The following is a 15,904-nucleotide window of genomic DNA, read 5'->3' on the forward strand; positions in this document are numbered from 1 at the left end:
TGACGGCCCGCCTGCTCCTGACGGATGCCCATCAACCAGCCGGCTTGCTCGCCCATCAGCAGACGTGCGCGTCAACACCATGGCAGGACGCATCCGCGCCCTGACTGAGCCCGCGCGGGCCCGCGAGGCAGGGACGCACGGAGTGGCGCCCCCGCCGCCAGGAGAGGCCTGGCCTGCCGGACCAACGCAAATGGGATGCAATCTGGGAGCTGAACCGCCGCGTCACCGGCCAGGGGCAGCCCTTCCCGGTGACGGACGAAATCCGAGCTCTCCTTCAAGCAACCGCGCCGGATGTGGCTACCAGCCCAGAAGAAGCCGAGCGGGCACTGCGGACCGACGCGAGCACGGCCGAGCTGTTGAGGGAGGTTGCAACGCACATCCGCCAAGGTTCGCGCCGCCTGCCGCGTGTCATGCGGGAGGTGGACCAGCGCAATCAGGCGGGTGACGTGGATGGTGCTCGAAGGCCGTTGTTGGACGTGCGCAATGTGGGCCAGCTCCGGCAGCGAGGCGCCGGCGCGACCCGTCCTGCCCGCTCCATCCAGCAGCGCGGCGCAGTCTCGCACTGAGACGTGGCGTGTGTTCCCGTCAGGCGCGGGCGTCTGGCGTAGATTCGCCGGTCTCATGCCCCTGACCCGACTGGACTGTACGAAGTGCGACCGGACGTACGCGCCGGGCGTCGTGCTGAACCTGTGCGCCGCGTGCAACGCGCCGCTGTTCGCGCGGTACGACCTGGAGCGCGCGGCACGGACGCTGCGGCCGGAGGCGCTGGCCTCGCGCGAGCGCTCCATGTGGCGCTACCACGAGGTGATGCCGGTGGAGGACCCGGCGCAGCGGTTGAGCCTGGGGGAGGGCTGGACGCCGCTGTTGTCCGCGCCCCGGCTGGGCGCGCACCTGGGCATGAAGCGCGTGTGGGTGAAGGACGAGAGCGGCAACCCGACGGGCTCGTTCAAGGCGCGCGGGTTGTCCGCGGCGGTGACGATGGCGAAGGTGCTGGGCGCGAAGGCGGTGTGCCTGCCGTCGGCGGGCAACGCGGGGAGTGCGCTGGGGGCCTACGCGGCGCGCGGCGGGCTGGAGGCGCACGTCTTCGTGCCGAGGGACATCGCCAGCCTGTTCCTGATGGAGACGCGCGCGTACGGCGCCCACGTGGAGACGGTGGACGGCCTCATCACGGATGCGGGGCGCATCTGCGCGGGGCTGGCGAAGGAGCACGGCTGGTACGAGTGCGCGACGCTGAAGGAGCCCTTCCGCGTGGAGGGCAAGAAGACGATGGGCTACGAGCTGGCGGAGCAGCTCGGGTGGACGCTGCCGGACGTCATCCTCTACCCGACGGGGGGTGGTACGGGGCTCATCGGCATGTGGAAGGCGTTCGAGGAGATGGAGGCCATGGGCCTCATCGGCTCGAAGCGGCCGCGCATGGTGGCGGTGCAGGCGGAGGGGTGCGCGCCGATTGTGAAGGCGCACGCGGAGGGGAAGCCGGACGCGCCGATGTGGCCCGGGGCGACGACGCACGCGCACGGCCTGCGGGTGCCCAAGGCGCTGGGGGACTTCCTGATTCTGCGCGCGGTGAAGGAGAGCCGGGGCACGGCGGTGGCCGTGACGGAGGCTGAAATCATCCAGGGCGTGAAGGACGCCTGCTCCGCCGAGGGACTCTTCGTCGCACCGGAGGGCGGCGCGTGCGTGGCGGCGCTGCGCAAGCTCCTGGCGGCGGGGCAGGTGACGCCCGAGGAGTCCGTGGTGGTGTTCAACACGGGCACGGGCTTCAAGTACGTGGAGAACATGGCCCCGCTGTGGTGACGCGGGGCCACATGGCCGGGCCGGCTACTGGGTGAGGTAGAAGACGCCGAGGCACATCTCGTCGTCGGTGCCCTCGCCCCAGGAGCGGTCGGTGGCGCCCGGGGCGCTGTTGTCCCAGTGGCACTCGACGTTCAGCCGGTCCCCGTTCCAGAGCTGCACGGGCTTCTGAAGGTAGTAGCTGCCCTGCCAGTGGAAGTCCCAGTGGGGAATGTCCAGGAGGCACTCGCGGGCACCGGAGGCGCGCTGGATTTCGGCGCGAGTGCGAGTGCCCCGGGTGTGCATGTGCAGGGCGGCGGAGTGGATGGTGACGGGCACGCCGTTCTGGAAGACGCCCCCGGTGATGAAGGACGCGAAGGGCGTCAGTTCCTGGGACCACAGGTGCGAGGTGTCTGCGCTCCCGGCGGGAATCGGCATGGGGACGGTGCCCCGCGGCCAGCCCGGGTTGGCCCAGGGCTGGACGATGGCGACCTTCCGCACGGTGTCGTCGACCTTGAAGGCGACGGCGGTGCGGTCCGAGCCGGCGCGCTGGCCGTGGTCGTTGTAGTGGACCTGGAGGATGACCTTGGAGCCGGGCTCGATGCGCAGGCCGGTGTCCTCGGGGAAGTCCTGGCCGAGGGTGCCGGGAGCCCAGCCGCCCAGCCACGTGGCGCGGGTGGCGTCGGGGCCACCGGGGCCGCCGAAGCAGGTGTAGCCGGGGCCGGCGGAGGCGTCATCGAGGGCCTGGTAGGCGGCGGCCTCGTCGGGCTGGGCGAGGAAGGCGATGACGTGGTGGACGGTGGCGCGGTTGCCCGGGTCGGCGCGGAAGCCGGTGATGTAGCGCGTGCGCGTCTCGGGCCAGTCGATGAGGAAGCAGCGGTAGTCGTCGGGGGACTGCTGGGGGAGGTAGGCGTCGGCCATCTCCAGCCGGACGTCGACGCGGGACAGGCCGCCGGTGGGGGCGACGGGAGCGGGGGCCTCGGCCGGGTTGCCCTCGGCGGCGCCCTCGTCCACCCAGCGCGTGAGCAGGGCCACCTGCGTGTCGTTGAGCGAGCGGTCCTGCTGGTACGTGGAGCAGTCCGCGGCTGGGGGCCAGGGCGGCATGGTGCGGGCCTGGACGGCGGACCGGATGGCGGCGCGGTGGGCGAAGGCGTCGGCGTACGTCTGGAGCGCGAAGGGGGCGATGCCGCCCTCGACGTGGCAGGTGCCGCACTTCTGTTGCATCAGCGGCGCGACGTCCTTGTGCCAGGTGGCCGGAGTCTGGGGCGCGGTGGGAGTGGGCGCCGGGTCGTTCCCGCTGCATGCGGCGGCGACGGCGAGGAGCGCGCACGCGAGCGCGCGGAAGTGGAAGGGGCGGGACATGAAGACCTCGGCTGCACGGGGCCCGGGAGGCGTGGGTCGTTGCATCATGCCTCACTCTGGCTCTCGGGCTCACGTATCCACCGTCAGCCGCGTCCAGCCCGCGGCCACGCGGATTTCCAGCACACCTCGCTCGAACGTGTACGAGCGCGCGCCCGTCACCCCACTCACGTAGGGCAGTCCGTACACGTGAAGCGTCTCCTCCGCGCGCGCCAGGGGCAGCACGCCCTCCACCCGCTGCTCCAGCTCGAGCGCGCCGTCCGCCTGCCGCCCGCTCAGCAGGGTGAGGCGTGAGTCGCCATACCCGTCCCCCGCGTCCTCATAGAGCCGTCCGTGCACCTCCGGGGCCGCGTGCAGGTGCCACTCCAGGTGGCCCCAGTTGGCCGTGGTGGTGTGCTTCGCCGGCCGTGTCAGCGCCACCGCGCCGCCCGCGCGCAGCCACACCGGCACCGTGTCCAGGGGCCCCTCCGCGATGACGTGCCGGCCGCCCTCGACAATCGCGCCCGGCCGCTCCAGGCCGGGCCACTCCAGCCACAGCCCCGCGGGCAGGTACGCCAGCCGCTTCGTGTGCCCGGGGCGCACCACCGGCGCCACCAGCAGGTCCTCCCCGAAGAGGAACTCGTCATACGCCGCCACCGTCTCCGCATCCTCGGGCGCGTGCAGCACCAGCGGGCGCAGCGGGGGCAGTCCCGTCTCCGCGGCCTCGTGCATCAGCGTGTAGAGCGTGGGCAGCAGCCGGTAGCGCCGCTTCAGCGCCTCGCGCGCCAGGGACAGGTACGGCTCACCGAAGCGCCACGGCTCCTGCGGCTCCGTGCCCTTGCCCGCGTGGTTGCGCATCAGCGGGTAGAAGGTGCCCGTCTGCATCCACCGCACCAGCAGCTCGCCGCTCGGGTGGCCGATGAAGCCGGGGATGTCCACGCCCGTGAAGGGCACACCCGACAGGCCCAGCCCCACCAGCATGGGAATGCTCGTCTCCAGTTGCGTCCAGTGGCTGGAGTTGTCCCCCGTCCACACCGCCGCGTAGCGTTGGATGCCCGCGGAGCCCGCGCGCGTGAGGAGGAAGGGCCGCGCCTCCGGCCGCATCTCCCGCAGTGCCTCGTACGCCCCCTTCGCCATGCCCAGCGCGTAGACGTTGTGCACCTCCAGGTGCCGCTTGTCCCCGTGCCGCGCGTCGTACGGCAGCGTCTTGCCCTCCACCGTGCCAACGCCCTGGGCGCGCTCGTTGCTGATGGTGAAGATGCCGACGTCCGGCTGCACCGCGAAGCAGGACGGCTCGTTCATGTCATTCCAGAAGCCGGCCACGCCCAGCGCCACGAAGTCACGGTGCAGGCCGCCCCACCAGCGCTGCACCTCCTCGCGCGTCAGGTCCGGGAAGACGGCGGGGCGGGGCCACACCTCGCCCACCAGCACGTCGCCGCGGTCGTACCGCACCAGGAAGTCGCGCTTGCGAGCCTCGTCGTACACGGACCACCCCGGCTCCTGCTTCAGCGCCGGGTCGACGATGGGGACCACGCGCACGCCCTCGGCGGCGGCGTCACGGATGAGCGCCGCCGGGTCCGGGAAGCGCGTCCGGTCCCACGTCCAGGCCTTGTAGGTGTCCATGTAGTCGATGTCGAGGTACACGCAGTCCAGTGGTAAATCCCTCGCGCGGTAGCCGCGGATGACGCCCCGGATGTCCTGCGCGCTCTCGTATCCCCAGCGGCTCTGCTGCGCGCCCAGGCTCCACAGCGGCGGCAGCGGCATGCGGCCGGTGAGCGCGGTGTAGCGGCGCACCACGTCCGCCGGCCGGGGGCCGACGAAGAGATAACAGTCCAGCTCCGGCCCCCAGGACTCCCACTCCATCCGCGTGCCGTCCGCCAGCGCCACGTCCACCTCGGAGCGCCACGTCTCGTCCAGGTACAGGCCCCAGGCCACGCCGCCGCGCAGGCCCACGAAGAAGGGGATGGACTGGTAGAGCGGGTCCGTGTCCGGGTGGTGCGGCAGCACGTCCGTGTTCCAGAACGTGAAGTGCATGCCGCGCTTGTCCAGCGGGCCCACCTTCTCGCCGAAGCCCAGGTAGGCCTCGCCCGGCGGCGCGTGCAGCGTCAGCCAGGAGCGGTATGTGCTCATCGGGTAGCCGGCCTTCACCTCGCCGGCCACGCGGGTGCTGCGCGCCAGCTCGCGCCCGGCCGCGTCGTGGAAGCTCCACGTGCCGGTGTCCGTCGCCAGCTCCAGCGCCGCGTCCTCCGTGTGTACCCGCACACGCCCGTCCTCACGCGTCACGTCCAGGGGGCGGAGGCCGGAGGTTCCCACCACGGCCCACGAGCGCCTGGCGGGAAGCTGGGGATGCAGGAAGCCAACGGTGGAGGACGTCGGCGCATGCCGCAGCCGCAGCACGCCGGGGAGGGGACAGGAGACCTCCAGCGTGGCCCGCGGTCCCCACAGCCGCAGGCGGGCAGGCTCGACGGCCAGCTCTTCGATGCGCATGCGCGGATTGTAGGGAGGGCAGTCAACCGGGCGGCATACGAAGAATGTCAGGGGCGCGGGAGATGTTCTTGGCGGACACCCATGTGCCCTCGTTCGAGGCACGGCTTCCAGCACCGGACGGGCGCTCCTACCGAGGGGCGCGGGTCTGGCGGAGGCGAGATGAGGCAGCAGGACGTACGACGATGGCATTCGAGGGACCGCGGGGCGATGCCCTGCACACGCTGAGGAGTGATGGGCGCCTGCGCGCGCGGCCGGACAAGGCCCGCGGCGAGAAGGCCGGACCGAAGGGGCTGCACCCGCTGGGGTTGGGCGGCAAGCGGGACGGGCTGCTGTACGTGCCGGAGGACTACAGCCCGGAGAAGCCGGCGGCGCTGGTGGTGATGCTGCACGGCGCGGGAGGCAACGCGCGGCAGACGCTGGGCTGGCTGCAGGACCTGGCGGACACGGAGGGCTTCCTGCTGCTGGCGCCCGAGTCGCGTGCGCCCTCGTGGGACCTCGTCATGGGGGACTACGGGCAGGACGTGGCCTTCCTGGACCAGGTGCTGGACCACGTCTTCGAGCGCTACGCGGTGGACCCGGAGCGGGTGGTGCTGGCGGGCTTCTCGGACGGGGCTTCGTACGCGCTGTCACTGGGCATCATCAACGGCGACCTGTTCCGGCACATCATGGCCTTCTCGCCGGGCTTCGCGGCGCCGCGCGACTCGCACGGGACTCCGCGCCTGTTCATCTCGCACGGGGACAAGGACGGGGTGCTGCCCGTCGCGCGGTACAGCCGCCGCATCGTCCCGCAGTTGGAGGCGGCGGGGCTGGACGTGCGCTACCACGAGTTCAAGGGCGGCCACGTGATTCCGCCCGAGGTCGTGGGCGAGGCCATCGACTGGCTGAACGCGGCCGGAGGGCGCTGAGGCAGGTTCGAAGGGGAGTTGTGGCGGCTTTCCGGGGGGCTCATGCGATGCTCCCTCCCGCACAGGCCATGACACAGCCACCGCCCGAATCGCTGCCCTTTCCGGAAAGCCTCTGCCACCGCTGCGCCGCGCCGCCGCGCTACGTCCAGTCGCGGACGTCCACGTTCATCATGTGCCCGCTGCTGCCCCGGAAGTACCCGCCCCAGCCGGTGCGCATCTGCGCGCTGTTCCGGCCCGCGGAGCCGGACGCGTCCCGGTAGCCCCCGCCGGCGCCGCCCGCGTCAGTGCACGACGGGCGCGTTCGGAGGGGCGAGCTGGCGCAGCGGGTTCTGGGCGTGCATGGCGGCCTCACGCACCGCTTCCAGGTCCGCGGGCAGCAGCGGCGCGCGCTCGCAGCCCTGGAGCGTCAGGTCGAGCTGGCGCTCCAGCTCCCGCTGCGTACCGAGCCGGTCCGCGCCCTCCACCGCCTCCCAGAGCATCCGCAGGGAGCGCACCAGGGCGATGGCCACCTGGGGGTGGGGCGCCGCGTAGACGCGGAGCTGCTCGAAGGCATGACGGACGTACTCCGCGTGGTCGAGGTCCCACGGTTGCAGCAGCACGGAGCCGTTGTCCGCCACGCGCACCTGCGGGGGCAACTCGGTGAGCAGCAGCGGCCGGAGGATGGTGGCCATGCGCACCACCACCTCGATGGCGGTGGTGGGGTCGTTCACCGCCGGGGAGAGGGAGCGCAGGGCGATGTCCGAGAGCTGCCGCAGCCCGAAGTCCACGTCCTGCCGGGTCGTCCGGCGGTCCCCCACCGCCAGCGAGGCCTGGATGGCACGCCCCACCGTCTCTCCCCGCGGAGGCCGCGGCCAGAGGGTCGCGAGCGGGATGCCCTTCGCGAGGAAGGCCCCCACCCGTGTCTCCAGCCGCAGCACGCTGCCCGGGGGAATCGCCGCGAGCAGTCCCGTGGTGTTCACCTGCTGGACCCAGCCACTGACCTGAGCGCTCACCACGAGCGGCGGGCCGAGTCCGGACACGTCGGGCGGCTCTCGTGGCGGGAGGTGTCGCCGCATCCGGCATATCGCATCGACCTGCCCGACGGTCTCCTCGGTGATGGAGGCGATGATGCTGCCCACGTACTGCCGGCGCGCGATGCGGTGCAGGTAGAGCACCAGCGCGATGACGCTCACCAGGGTGAGGAGCACCGCGACATCAACGGTGAGGTGTGGCACCGCGGTGGGCGTCGACTCGAGGTTCTCCGGCAGCGCCCTGAGCGCCAGCACGCAGTAGGTGAAGACCGCCGTGAGCAGGCCCACCACCACCTTGCCGAGCCGCTCGCGAAAGAAGGTGTGCAGTACACGCGGGGAGAACTGCCCGCTGGCGAGCTGCATGGAGACCACGAGGAGCGAGAAGACCACCCCCACGGTGGTGATGGTGGCACCGGCGATGGTGCTCAGGAGCTGGACGGTGGCCTCGGAGGAGAGGCGCAGGAAACCCGGGAGCGAGCGCGGCTCGAGGATGCGGTCCAGCCGGGAGACCGTGAGCTCCAGCAACACGGCTCCCAGCACCATGACGGCGGGGATGATGAGCAGACTCTCGCCGAGCCGGTTGGCAAGCGACCGGACACGAAGGAGCAGCATCGAGCGATAGGGATGCCAGTCCACGCTCCTACGATGGGGACACCCGCCGACCCTGGCAGGGCGAGAGGTGTCCACTGGAGGACCCCCCGGTACCTCCAGGCACGGTGGAGAGCGAGGGCCCGGTGCCCCGGCGCTCCGAGCCCTCCGCGCTGGGTTCTTTCCTTTGGCGAGACTTGAATGTTTATTCAGTTTGTCCTGCTTTTCATGCAGGACGGCTCTGGCGCGGGCCGAAGGCCACGCGCATTTCCAAGAAGGAGTCCTGGATGACCCGACGTTACGCTCTAGCCCTCGCCGTGCTCGCGTCAGCCTGCGCGCCGGAAGGGGCCCCGCCCGAACAACCCGACCCACAGCAGCTCGGTGAGGAGGCGCAGGCCATCGAGCCGCTCGACACTCCCTCCGAGGAGAACGCCATCCGCTTCCTGGAGCAGGCCACCTTCGGCCCGCGCCTCGCGAACGGGGCCACCACGCTGCCCCTCGACTCGGTGGAGCGCGTGGTGTCGGTGGGCATCACCCAGTCCATCTCCGACCAGTTCAGCGCCCCGCGCTCCCTGTTCGATGGCACCAGCGCCAGCAAGGACCTGGGCTCGCAGTTCTTCGTCAACGCCGTCACGGGACAGGACCAGCTCCGGCAGCGGGTGGCGTTCGCGCTGAGCCAGGTCCTCGTCATCTCCCAGTCGGGCATCCCGGAGAACACGAGCACCCCCGAGTCGGAGCCCAAGGTGGCGATGGCGGGGTACCTCAACCTGCTCTCCTCGCGCGCCTTCGGCAACTTCCGCACGCTCCTGGATGCCGTCACGAAGGACCCCGCCATGGGGACGTACCTCGACATGGCGAACAACAAGGCCTTCAATACGAAGGGCGAGCCCATCGAGCCCAACGAGAACTACGCGCGGGAGCTGCTCCAGCTCTTCACGCTGGGGCTCCACAAGCTGAACGAGGACGGCACCCAGCAACTCGACGGCGAGGGGGCGCCGATTCCCGCCTACACGGAGGCCCACGTCCAGGCCTTCGCCCATGCGCTCTCCGGGTGGACCTATGGCGGCGCCGCCTGCCCCACGGTGGGGCGCTCCAACCCGGCCAGCTATGCGCAGCCGATGATTGGCTGCGATGTGAACCATGACTCCAGCTCGCAGGTGCTCCTGCGGGGCGTCTCGACGACGAACGGGGCCGGCGCCGCGCAGCACCTGAAGGAGGCGCTCGACAACATCTTCGCGGACCCCAACCTCCCGCCGTTCATCTGCAAGCAGCTCATCCAGCACCTCGTCACCAGCAACCCCAGCCCCGCGTACGTCCAGCGGGTGGTGAACGTCTTCAAGAACAACGGCAGCGGCGTGCGCGGGGATTTGCGCGCGGTGGTCCGCGCCATCCTGGAGGACAACGAGGCGCGTGGCCCGCAGCCGCCGCTGTCGCTGTACGCCACCTACGGGCACCTGCGCCCGCCCGCGCTGTTCATCACCAGCGTCGTCCGGTGGCTGAACGTGCAGCTCGACACGTCCGCGGACAAGGACCCGGGCGCGAAGCTCAATAGCTGGAGCCGCGCGCTGGGCCAGTACGTGCCCCGTCCGCCCTCCGTCTTCAGCTACTACCCGCCCAACACGCCCGCGCCCGGAGGCAACGGCCTGCTGGGCCCCGAGTTCGCCATCCTCGACACGGCCACCGTCGCCGCGCGCGCCAACTTCGTACACGAGCTGCTCTACTCGACCGCGCCCGCCACCGCCGGAGTCGTCATCGACCTGAGCACCGTGCCCGCGGACCCCGATGACCTGGTGCTCTGGCTGGGCCGCTACCTGCTGCACGACACCATGTCGTCCGACCTCCAGCTCGTCGTCTACAACGCCATCACCGACCCGCGCGCCGGCGACACGACGCGAAGGAAGAAGCTGGGCTTCTTCCTCACGTCGCTTTCCCCCGAGTTCCAGATCCAGCGGTGAGCCCCATGACCTTCTCTCGACGCAAGTTCCTCCAAGGTGCCACCAGCAGCCTGGGCTTCCTCGCCGCCGCGGCCACGCTCCCGAAGTGGCTGGGTGAGGCGAAGGCCGCCACGCTGACCGGCTACGCGGGCTACCGCGCCACGGTGTGTGTCTTCCTGCTGGGCGGCAATGACAGCAACAACGTCATCGTCCCCCTGGGCAGCACCCCCTACGCGCAGTACCTGGCGGCGCGGCCCAACGTGGGCATCCCCCAGGGCTCGCTCCTGCCCATCAACCCCGTGGGGCTGACCGCGGGCTCCTACGGGCTGCACCCCGCGCTCACGCGCCTCCAGGCGCTCTTCGAGCAGGAGCGCGCCGCCGTGCTGTGCAACGTGGGCCCGCTCGTGCTGCCCATGCTGAAGAGTGACTACACGACGGAAGCGGTGGCCCGGCCGGACAACCTGTACTCCCACAGTGACCAGCAGGACGCCTGGGCGAGCGCCATCGCGAACCCCTCCACCGCGGCGCTGCCGCTGGCCCTCGTGGGCAAGGCCACGGGGTGGGCCGGCCGTGTCGCGGACAAAATCCACGGCCTGAATCCGGGCGAGTACCCCGAGGTGACCTCGTTCGGAGGCAAGGCGCTCTTCGCCGCGGGCGCGGTGCGCCAGCCGATGATGGTGTCGTCGAGCGGCACGCTCGCCTTCCGCCAGACGACCGACGCCAACTTCAACGCGCTCCAGAACGAGGCGCTCTCCCAGGTGGTGGGCATCGACAACGACGTCACGCTGGAGGCGTCCTACGGTGGGGTGTTCACCACGGCGCAGGCCTTCGCCACGGCGCGCACCACGGCGCGAGACGCGGCCTGGAACGCGCTTCCCCAGGCCACGCGCGACGCGATTGACGCCCTGTTCGTCCCACCGCCGACGGGGAGCACGGGCTGGTCGCTGCACACGCAGCTCAAGCAGGTGCTGCGGGACCTCATCGCCGGAGCCATGCCCACGGCGAGCGGAGGGCTCGGCGTCCGGCGGCAGGTGTTCTCGGTGGGGCTCGGTGGCTTCGACACCCACGTGGGACAGCGGGCGACCCAGGACGCGCTGCTCGCGCAGCTCGACTTCTCGCTGGCGGCCTTCCACCAGGCCATGGACCTGCTCCGCGCGGAGGGCATCTTCGGCGCGAGCCCGCCGCAGGCCACGCTCTTCACGATGAGCGACTTCAGCCGGACGCTGATGGAGAACTCCGACCGGGGCACCGACCATGCCTGGGGGAGCCATGCCCTCGTCCTGGGAGACCGTGTCCAGGGGCGCCGGCTCTACGGCCCCTTCCCCAACCTGGACCTGTCGGGGAACGCGGTGAACAACCTCAGCACCGTCGACTCCAAGGGGCGCTGGATTCCCACGCTGACGGTGGACCAGTACGCCTACAGCCTCGCGTACTGGCTGGGGCTCAACACGGCCACGGAGCGTGACTACGTGTTCCCCAACCTCGCGGGCTACGTGGCCTCGGCCACGGCGAGGAGCTTCCCGTCGTCCGCGCGCTCGTACCGGATTGGCTTCATGCTGCCGGACGCGTAGCCGTCGCGGGCTCGGGGCGGCGCGCGCAGCGGAGCGCGTCGCCCCGGACGCCTCATTCGTCGACGGCGTAGACGGTGCAGGCGGAGGTGCAGGTCTCCGCGACGCGAATCTTCACCACCCGCGCGCCGGGCACCGTCAGGCGCTCGAAGAGCCACGCGGCCAGCAGCTCGCTCGTGGGGTTCTCCAGCCCGGGCACCTCGTTCAGGAGCCGGTGGTCGAGCTGGGCGTGGATGCGCTGCCAGGCCGCGGTCAGCTCGGCGAAGTCGACAATCCAGCCGAGCCGGGGGTCCACGGGGCCCCGGATGGTGATTTCCACGTTGTAGCTGTGCCCGTGCATCCGCGCGCACTTGTGGCCCTCGGGCACGTGGGGGAGCCGGTGCGCGGCCTCGAAGGTGAACTCCTTCGAGATTTCAGTCACGAGCACGGGCTTCTTCGCGGGGCGGGTCTCCATCGTGGGGGGGCCTTCTACCCCCGTCACGTCCGTGAGTCGAGCGGGAGGAAGCGGGCCTCGTATTCCGAGAGAAGCCCTGGAAAAGCGATGCACTTCTGGATTTCGGGGTACACGCCCGTGGAGTAGCGGATGGACGCGTAGGCGACGAGCTCCGTGAACAGCGCCAGCCGGGCCTCGGGAGGGGTCCGCCGGACGTGGTCATGGAAGGCCAGCACCTCTCCCTCCAGGGAGAAGGGCCGCAGGTACAGGACGTGCGGCAGGACGTCATGGACGATGCGGAAGAGGCAGTTCTCCTCCGGCGTCCAGAGGGGGTGCACGCAGTGCTCGGTGTTGATTTCGAGCCGCCCCCGCTCCACGTCCGCGGCGATGTCCTCGGGGCCGGAGTAGACGGTCCGCGTGGAGAACCCGATGTCCAGGTGCGGCCGCACGAGCGCGTGGACCTCCCGCGTGTGGTCCATCAGCGCCTGCCACGAGAAGGCGAAGGCGGGGTCGACGAGCCGGTCATCCGCGGCGTAGGCGTCCGTCACCCGCGTCGCGAACGCCAGGAGCGGAGCGGGCTGGAAGGCCGCGGGGTCCGGGTCCGCATAGTCAGAGGCGGGCAGGTGCTGGTCGAACAGCTCACGCAGGACGCTCGTGACAGGGGCCATGGCGATGCCTCCGGGACACGAGGATATCGGTGCGTGCCGATGAGCGACCCTGCCCTGGAGGGAGGGGTGAGGTGCCGTGCAGGTGGGCGCCGGTGCGTCAACTTGACGCACTCACTCCGTGACGGCCCGGGGTATGAAGGGAAGCGTGTCCAGCGTGTCGACCGACGCCCGGGCCGTCCCACCCGGTGCTCCGCTGCTGAACGCGGAGCCGCCGCGCCATGCCTACCGCAGCTCGGCCCGGGAGGTGGTGGCGCGGCTCTCCTCCAGTGCCATCGCGCTCGGCTGGCTGGTGCGGCTGCGCTGGCACGCGGCCGCCGGGCAGGCGCTGACGGTGCTCGTCGTCTCGAACGGGCTCGGGGTGGAGCTGCCGGTGGCGCCGCTGCTGGCCCTGGTGGCGACGACGGCGGTGTCCAACCTCCTCCTCGCGCTGTGGCTCGCCCGCGCCTCCACCGTGCGCCCGGGTGTGCTGGGCGGCGTGCTCGTGCTCGACCTGCTGCTGCTGACGGGGTTGCTCGCGCTCTCCGGAGGGCCGGCCAATCCGTTCGGCATGCTGTATCTCGTCCACGTGACGCTCGCGGCGCTCGTGCTGGGCCCGCGCTGGACGGTGCTCATCGCGCTGCTGTCCATGCTGGGCTACGCGAACCTCTTCGCCTTCCACGTGCCCCTGCCGCGGCCGGCGCATGGTGGCGCCGGGGAGGCGGAGTCGCTCCACCTGGTGGGCATGTGGATTGCCTTCGCGCTCACCTCCGGGGTCATCGCATTCGTGGTCGCCCGGGTGTCCGCGGCGCTGAGGGACCGGCAGGAGGCCGTGGTCCGGGCGCAGCAGCTCACGGCGCGGGCGGAGAAGCTCGCGTCCCTGAGCACGCTGGCCGCGGGCGCGGCGCATGAGCTGGGCACGCCCCTGGGCACCATCGCCATCGCCGCCAACGAGCTGGAGTCCCTCATCCTGGAGGAGCCGGGCGAGGCACTGGAGGACGCGCGCCTCATCCGCGACGAGGTGGAGCGGTGCCGCGACATCCTGGAGCGAATGAGCGCGCGGGCCGGCCGGTCGATGGGGGAGGTGCCCGAGCGGACCACGACGGGGGCGGTGCTGGCGCGGCTGCGGGAGCAGCTCGGCGCGGCGGAGCTGGCCCGCCTCCGCTTCGATGCGGGCCCGGACCTGCCGCTGTGGTGCCCGGTGCGGGGGCTGGTGCAGGTGCTGGCGAACCTGGTGCGCAACGGGCTCCAGGCGAGTGACGCCACCCAGGCGGCCGTCACCGTCACGGCGCGAGGGGACGGGGAGCGCCTGTGCTTCACGGTGGAGGACCTGGGCACCGGAGTCCCCCGCGCGCTGCTGCCGCGCCTGGGCGAGCCCTTCTTCACCACCAAGCCCGCCGGGCAGGGCATGGGGCTGGGGCTCTTCCTCAGTCAGACGTACGCCGAGCTGTGCGGAGGCCGGCTGGAGCTGGTGTCCGAGGAGGGGCGGGGGACGCGGGTGACGCTGGAATTGCCCAGCCGGACGGAGGCCGTCTGTGCGGCCGGGTGAAGCGTCCCCCACGGTGCTCGTCGTCGACGATGACGAGACGTACCGCGAGCGGCTGGTGCGGGCCTTCGGCCGGCTCGGCTTCGTGGCGCACGGAGCGGCCAGCGTGGGAGAGGCGCTCGAGCGCGCACGGGAGCTGCGCCCGGGGTACGCGGTCATCGACCTGCGTCTGCCGGACGGCTCCGGACTGGACCTGGTGCGCGAGCTGAAGGCGGTGGACGCGCGCACCAGGATGGTGGTGCTCACCGGCTACGGGAGCATCGCCACGGCGGTGGAGGCCGTGCGGCGGGGTGCCACGCACTACCTGCCCAAGCCGGCGGACGTGGACGACATCCTGCTGGCCTTCGCCGGAGCCACGCTGCCGGAGGGCCAGGAGGCGGCCCGGGAGCACGAGGTGCCCTCGCTGGCGCGCGCGGAGTGGGAGCACATCCAGCGCGTCCTCGCGGACTGCGGAGGAAACATCTCCCAGGCCGCGCGGCTGCTCCGCATCCAGCGGCGGAGCCTCCAGCGCAAGCTGGCCAAGCACCCCGTGCCGAAGTGAGCCCGCGCCCACGGGGTGCGTCATCAAGACGCATGAAGCGCCCCGGGTGCGCCGTTAGGTTGGCGCATGTCGGGAGGCTCGATGTCCACTCCGCGCCTGGGCGCGCTTCTTCTCATCCTCGTGGTGCTGCCCGGCTGGGGCTGCAACCGGAAGTCCACCCCGGAGGTGTCCGGGTGGAGCGAAACGGACGGTGGCGTCCGGTGCGAGGGGCTCCAGCATCTGGCCTGCACGGGCCTCTATGGCGAGGGCGGCACGGGCTGGAAGACGAGGACGGTGCCCCCGGAGGTGCGGCCCTTCACCCCCGGCCTCCAGCTCTGGAGCGACGGGCTGGACAAGTCGCGTTTCATCTTCCTGCCGCCGGGGACACGCGTGGACACCTCGCGGATGGACGAGTGGCGCTTCCCGGTGGGGACGAAGCTCTGGAAGGAGTTCCGGTGGAAGGGCCGGCGCATCGAGACGCGCTTCCTGTGGAAGCGGCCCAACGGCACCTGGCTGCGGACGACGTACCGCTGGAGCGACGACGAGCGCACCGCGCTCGAATTGACGGACGGCGAGCGCAACGTCCCCGGAACGAAGGACTACGAAATCCCCAGTCAGGCGGACTGCCTGACGTGCCACGGCGGTCGCGCGGACGGGGTGCTCGGGTTCGAGGCGGTCGCGCTCGCGCACCAGGACGCGCGGGGGGTGACGCTGGAGCGGCTCGTCCAGGAGGGACTCCTCACACACGCGCCCGGGCAGGCGCTCCGAATCCCCGGAGCGCCGGTGGAGGCGGAGGCGCTGGGCTATCTGCACATGAACTGCGGCGTGTCATGCCACAACGTCAACCTCCACGCGCTCGGGAGCACGTCCGGGCTCCACCTGCGCCTGGAGGCCGGCGAGCTCGGCTCCGTGGAGGCGACGGACACCTGGCGGACGTCGGTGGGCGTGAAGTCCCTCTTCCAGACCTCGGGACTGTTCGGAGGCAGCCACCCGCGCGTCACGCCCGGGGACGCGAAGCGCAGCACGCTGCTGCACCGCATGGCCGCTCGTGGAGACGCCGCGCAGATGCCGCCGGTGGGCACGCGCGTGGTGGACGAGCAGGGCCACGCGCTCATTCAACGATGGATTGACGCCATGCCCGCCCGGGCGGGCCGGTGAACG

The 15,904-nt window shown here is 71.4% G+C and carries 14 protein-coding genes; 9 read left to right on the forward strand and 5 right to left on the reverse strand.

Annotated features, from left to right (window positions below; all coding sequences use genetic code 11):
* Positions 1-173 precede the first annotated feature (173 nt).
* Together K8638_RS45255 and K8638_RS20610 are read left to right on the forward strand one after the other, a co-directional pair.
* Positions 174-566 carry a DUSAM domain-containing protein gene (locus K8638_RS45255; RefSeq protein WP_223756465.1) on the forward strand — a complete coding sequence of 131 codons (393 nt, stop codon included), beginning with the start codon at positions 174-176 and terminating at the stop codon, positions 564-566.
* Between the two features lie 55 nt (positions 567-621).
* Positions 622-1,794: a threonine synthase gene (locus tag K8638_RS20610; protein WP_223756278.1), complete on the forward strand. Its 1,173-nt coding sequence runs from the start codon at positions 622-624 to the stop codon at positions 1,792-1,794.
* A gap of 24 nt (positions 1,795-1,818) precedes the next feature.
* Here K8638_RS20610 and K8638_RS20615 read toward each other — a convergent pair whose 3' ends face one another.
* Both K8638_RS20615 and K8638_RS20620 read right to left on the reverse strand, forming a co-directional pair.
* A complete protein-coding gene (locus tag K8638_RS20615) occupies positions 1,819-3,132 on the reverse strand; it encodes a hypothetical protein (protein WP_223756279.1) in 1,314 nt (437 codons plus the stop codon).
* A gap of 69 nt (positions 3,133-3,201) precedes the next feature.
* On the reverse strand, positions 3,202-5,595 hold the full coding sequence (locus K8638_RS20620; RefSeq protein ID WP_223756280.1) for a glycoside hydrolase family 31 protein: 2,394 nt from the start codon (positions 5,593-5,595) through the stop codon (positions 3,202-3,204).
* A gap of 182 nt (positions 5,596-5,777) precedes the next feature.
* Here K8638_RS20620 and K8638_RS20625 point away from each other — a divergent pair, with 182 nt between their 5' ends.
* Together K8638_RS20625 and K8638_RS20630 are read left to right on the forward strand one after the other, a co-directional pair.
* Positions 5,778-6,500 (forward strand): alpha/beta hydrolase, encoded by a 723-nt coding sequence (locus K8638_RS20625; protein ID WP_223756281.1) that lies wholly within the window; start codon positions 5,778-5,780, stop codon positions 6,498-6,500.
* Positions 6,501-6,568: 68 nt separating this feature from the next.
* The gene (locus K8638_RS20630) at positions 6,569-6,760 is read left to right on the forward strand and encodes a hypothetical protein (protein ID WP_223756466.1); all 192 of its coding nucleotides are present in this window, start codon (positions 6,569-6,571) and stop codon (positions 6,758-6,760) included.
* 21 nt (positions 6,761-6,781) lie between these two features.
* Here K8638_RS20630 and K8638_RS20635 read toward each other — a convergent pair whose 3' ends face one another.
* Positions 6,782-8,146 (reverse strand): DUF2254 domain-containing protein, encoded by a 1,365-nt coding sequence (locus K8638_RS20635; RefSeq protein ID WP_223756282.1) that lies wholly within the window; start codon positions 8,144-8,146, stop codon positions 6,782-6,784.
* A 239-nt stretch (positions 8,147-8,385) separates the two neighbouring features.
* On the opposite strand from K8638_RS20635, the gene K8638_RS20640 reads away from it, so the two are divergent.
* A complete protein-coding gene (locus K8638_RS20640; RefSeq protein WP_223756283.1) occupies positions 8,386-10,053 on the forward strand; it encodes a DUF1800 family protein in 1,668 nt (555 codons plus the stop codon).
* Positions 10,054-10,058: 5 nt separating this feature from the next.
* Positions 10,059-11,603: a DUF1501 domain-containing protein gene (locus K8638_RS20645; protein WP_223756284.1), complete on the forward strand. Its 1,545-nt coding sequence runs from the start codon at positions 10,059-10,061 to the stop codon at positions 11,601-11,603.
* Positions 11,604-11,655: 52 nt separating this feature from the next.
* Here the strand turns inward: K8638_RS20645 and queD are convergent, their stop codons facing one another.
* Entirely contained in the window at positions 11,656-12,054 is a 399-nt protein-coding gene (gene queD, locus K8638_RS20650; RefSeq protein ID WP_225937447.1) for a 6-carboxytetrahydropterin synthase QueD, read from the reverse strand.
* 23 nt (positions 12,055-12,077) lie between these two features.
* Positions 12,078-12,701 carry a hypothetical protein gene (locus tag K8638_RS20655; protein WP_223756285.1) on the reverse strand — a complete coding sequence of 208 codons (624 nt, stop codon included), beginning with the start codon at positions 12,699-12,701 and terminating at the stop codon, positions 12,078-12,080.
* Between the two features lie 145 nt (positions 12,702-12,846).
* On the opposite strand from K8638_RS20655, the gene K8638_RS20660 reads away from it, so the two are divergent.
* From K8638_RS20660 to K8638_RS20670, 3 genes are all read left to right on the forward strand, one after another.
* Positions 12,847-14,226: an ATP-binding protein gene (locus K8638_RS20660; RefSeq protein ID WP_223756286.1), complete on the forward strand. Its 1,380-nt coding sequence runs from the start codon at positions 12,847-12,849 to the stop codon at positions 14,224-14,226.
* Complete coding sequence (locus tag K8638_RS20665) at positions 14,213-14,764, forward strand: response regulator (RefSeq protein WP_223756287.1); 552 nt, start codon at positions 14,213-14,215, stop codon at positions 14,762-14,764. Before K8638_RS20660 ends, K8638_RS20665 begins: the two co-directional genes overlap by 14 nt.
* Positions 14,765-14,845: 81 nt before the next feature.
* Positions 14,846-15,901: a hypothetical protein gene (locus tag K8638_RS20670; RefSeq protein ID WP_223756288.1), complete on the forward strand. Its 1,056-nt coding sequence runs from the start codon at positions 14,846-14,848 to the stop codon at positions 15,899-15,901.
* The last annotated feature ends 3 nt before the right edge of the window (positions 15,902-15,904 follow it).

The sequence above is a fragment of the Myxococcus sp. RHSTA-1-4 genome, assembly GCF_020037125.1.
In the GTDB taxonomy this organism is placed as follows: domain Bacteria; phylum Myxococcota; class Myxococcia; order Myxococcales; family Myxococcaceae; genus Myxococcus.

Excerpts from the sequence above, each read along its gene's own strand:
- K8638_RS20610 (WP_223756278.1), top strand. The coding sequence starts at position 622 with ATGCCCCTGACCCGACTGGACTGTACGAAGTGCGACCGGACGTACGCG.
- K8638_RS20615 (WP_223756279.1), bottom strand. The coding sequence starts at position 3,132 with ATGTCCCGCCCCTTCCACTTCCGCGCGCTCGCGTGCGCGCTCCTCGCC.
- K8638_RS20620 (WP_223756280.1), bottom strand. The coding sequence starts at position 5,595 with ATGCGCATCGAAGAGCTGGCCGTCGAGCCTGCCCGCCTGCGGCTGTGG.
- K8638_RS20625 (WP_223756281.1), top strand. The coding sequence starts at position 5,778 with ATGGCATTCGAGGGACCGCGGGGCGATGCCCTGCACACGCTGAGGAGT.
- K8638_RS20630 (WP_223756466.1), top strand. The coding sequence starts at position 6,569 with ATGACACAGCCACCGCCCGAATCGCTGCCCTTTCCGGAAAGCCTCTGC.
- K8638_RS20640 (WP_223756283.1), top strand. The coding sequence starts at position 8,386 with ATGACCCGACGTTACGCTCTAGCCCTCGCCGTGCTCGCGTCAGCCTGC.
- K8638_RS20645 (WP_223756284.1), top strand. The coding sequence starts at position 10,059 with ATGACCTTCTCTCGACGCAAGTTCCTCCAAGGTGCCACCAGCAGCCTG.
- queD (WP_225937447.1), bottom strand. The coding sequence starts at position 12,054 with ATGGAGACCCGCCCCGCGAAGAAGCCCGTGCTCGTGACTGAAATCTCG.
- K8638_RS20655 (WP_223756285.1), bottom strand. The coding sequence starts at position 12,701 with ATGGCCCCTGTCACGAGCGTCCTGCGTGAGCTGTTCGACCAGCACCTG.
- K8638_RS20670 (WP_223756288.1), top strand. The coding sequence starts at position 14,846 with ATGTCCACTCCGCGCCTGGGCGCGCTTCTTCTCATCCTCGTGGTGCTG.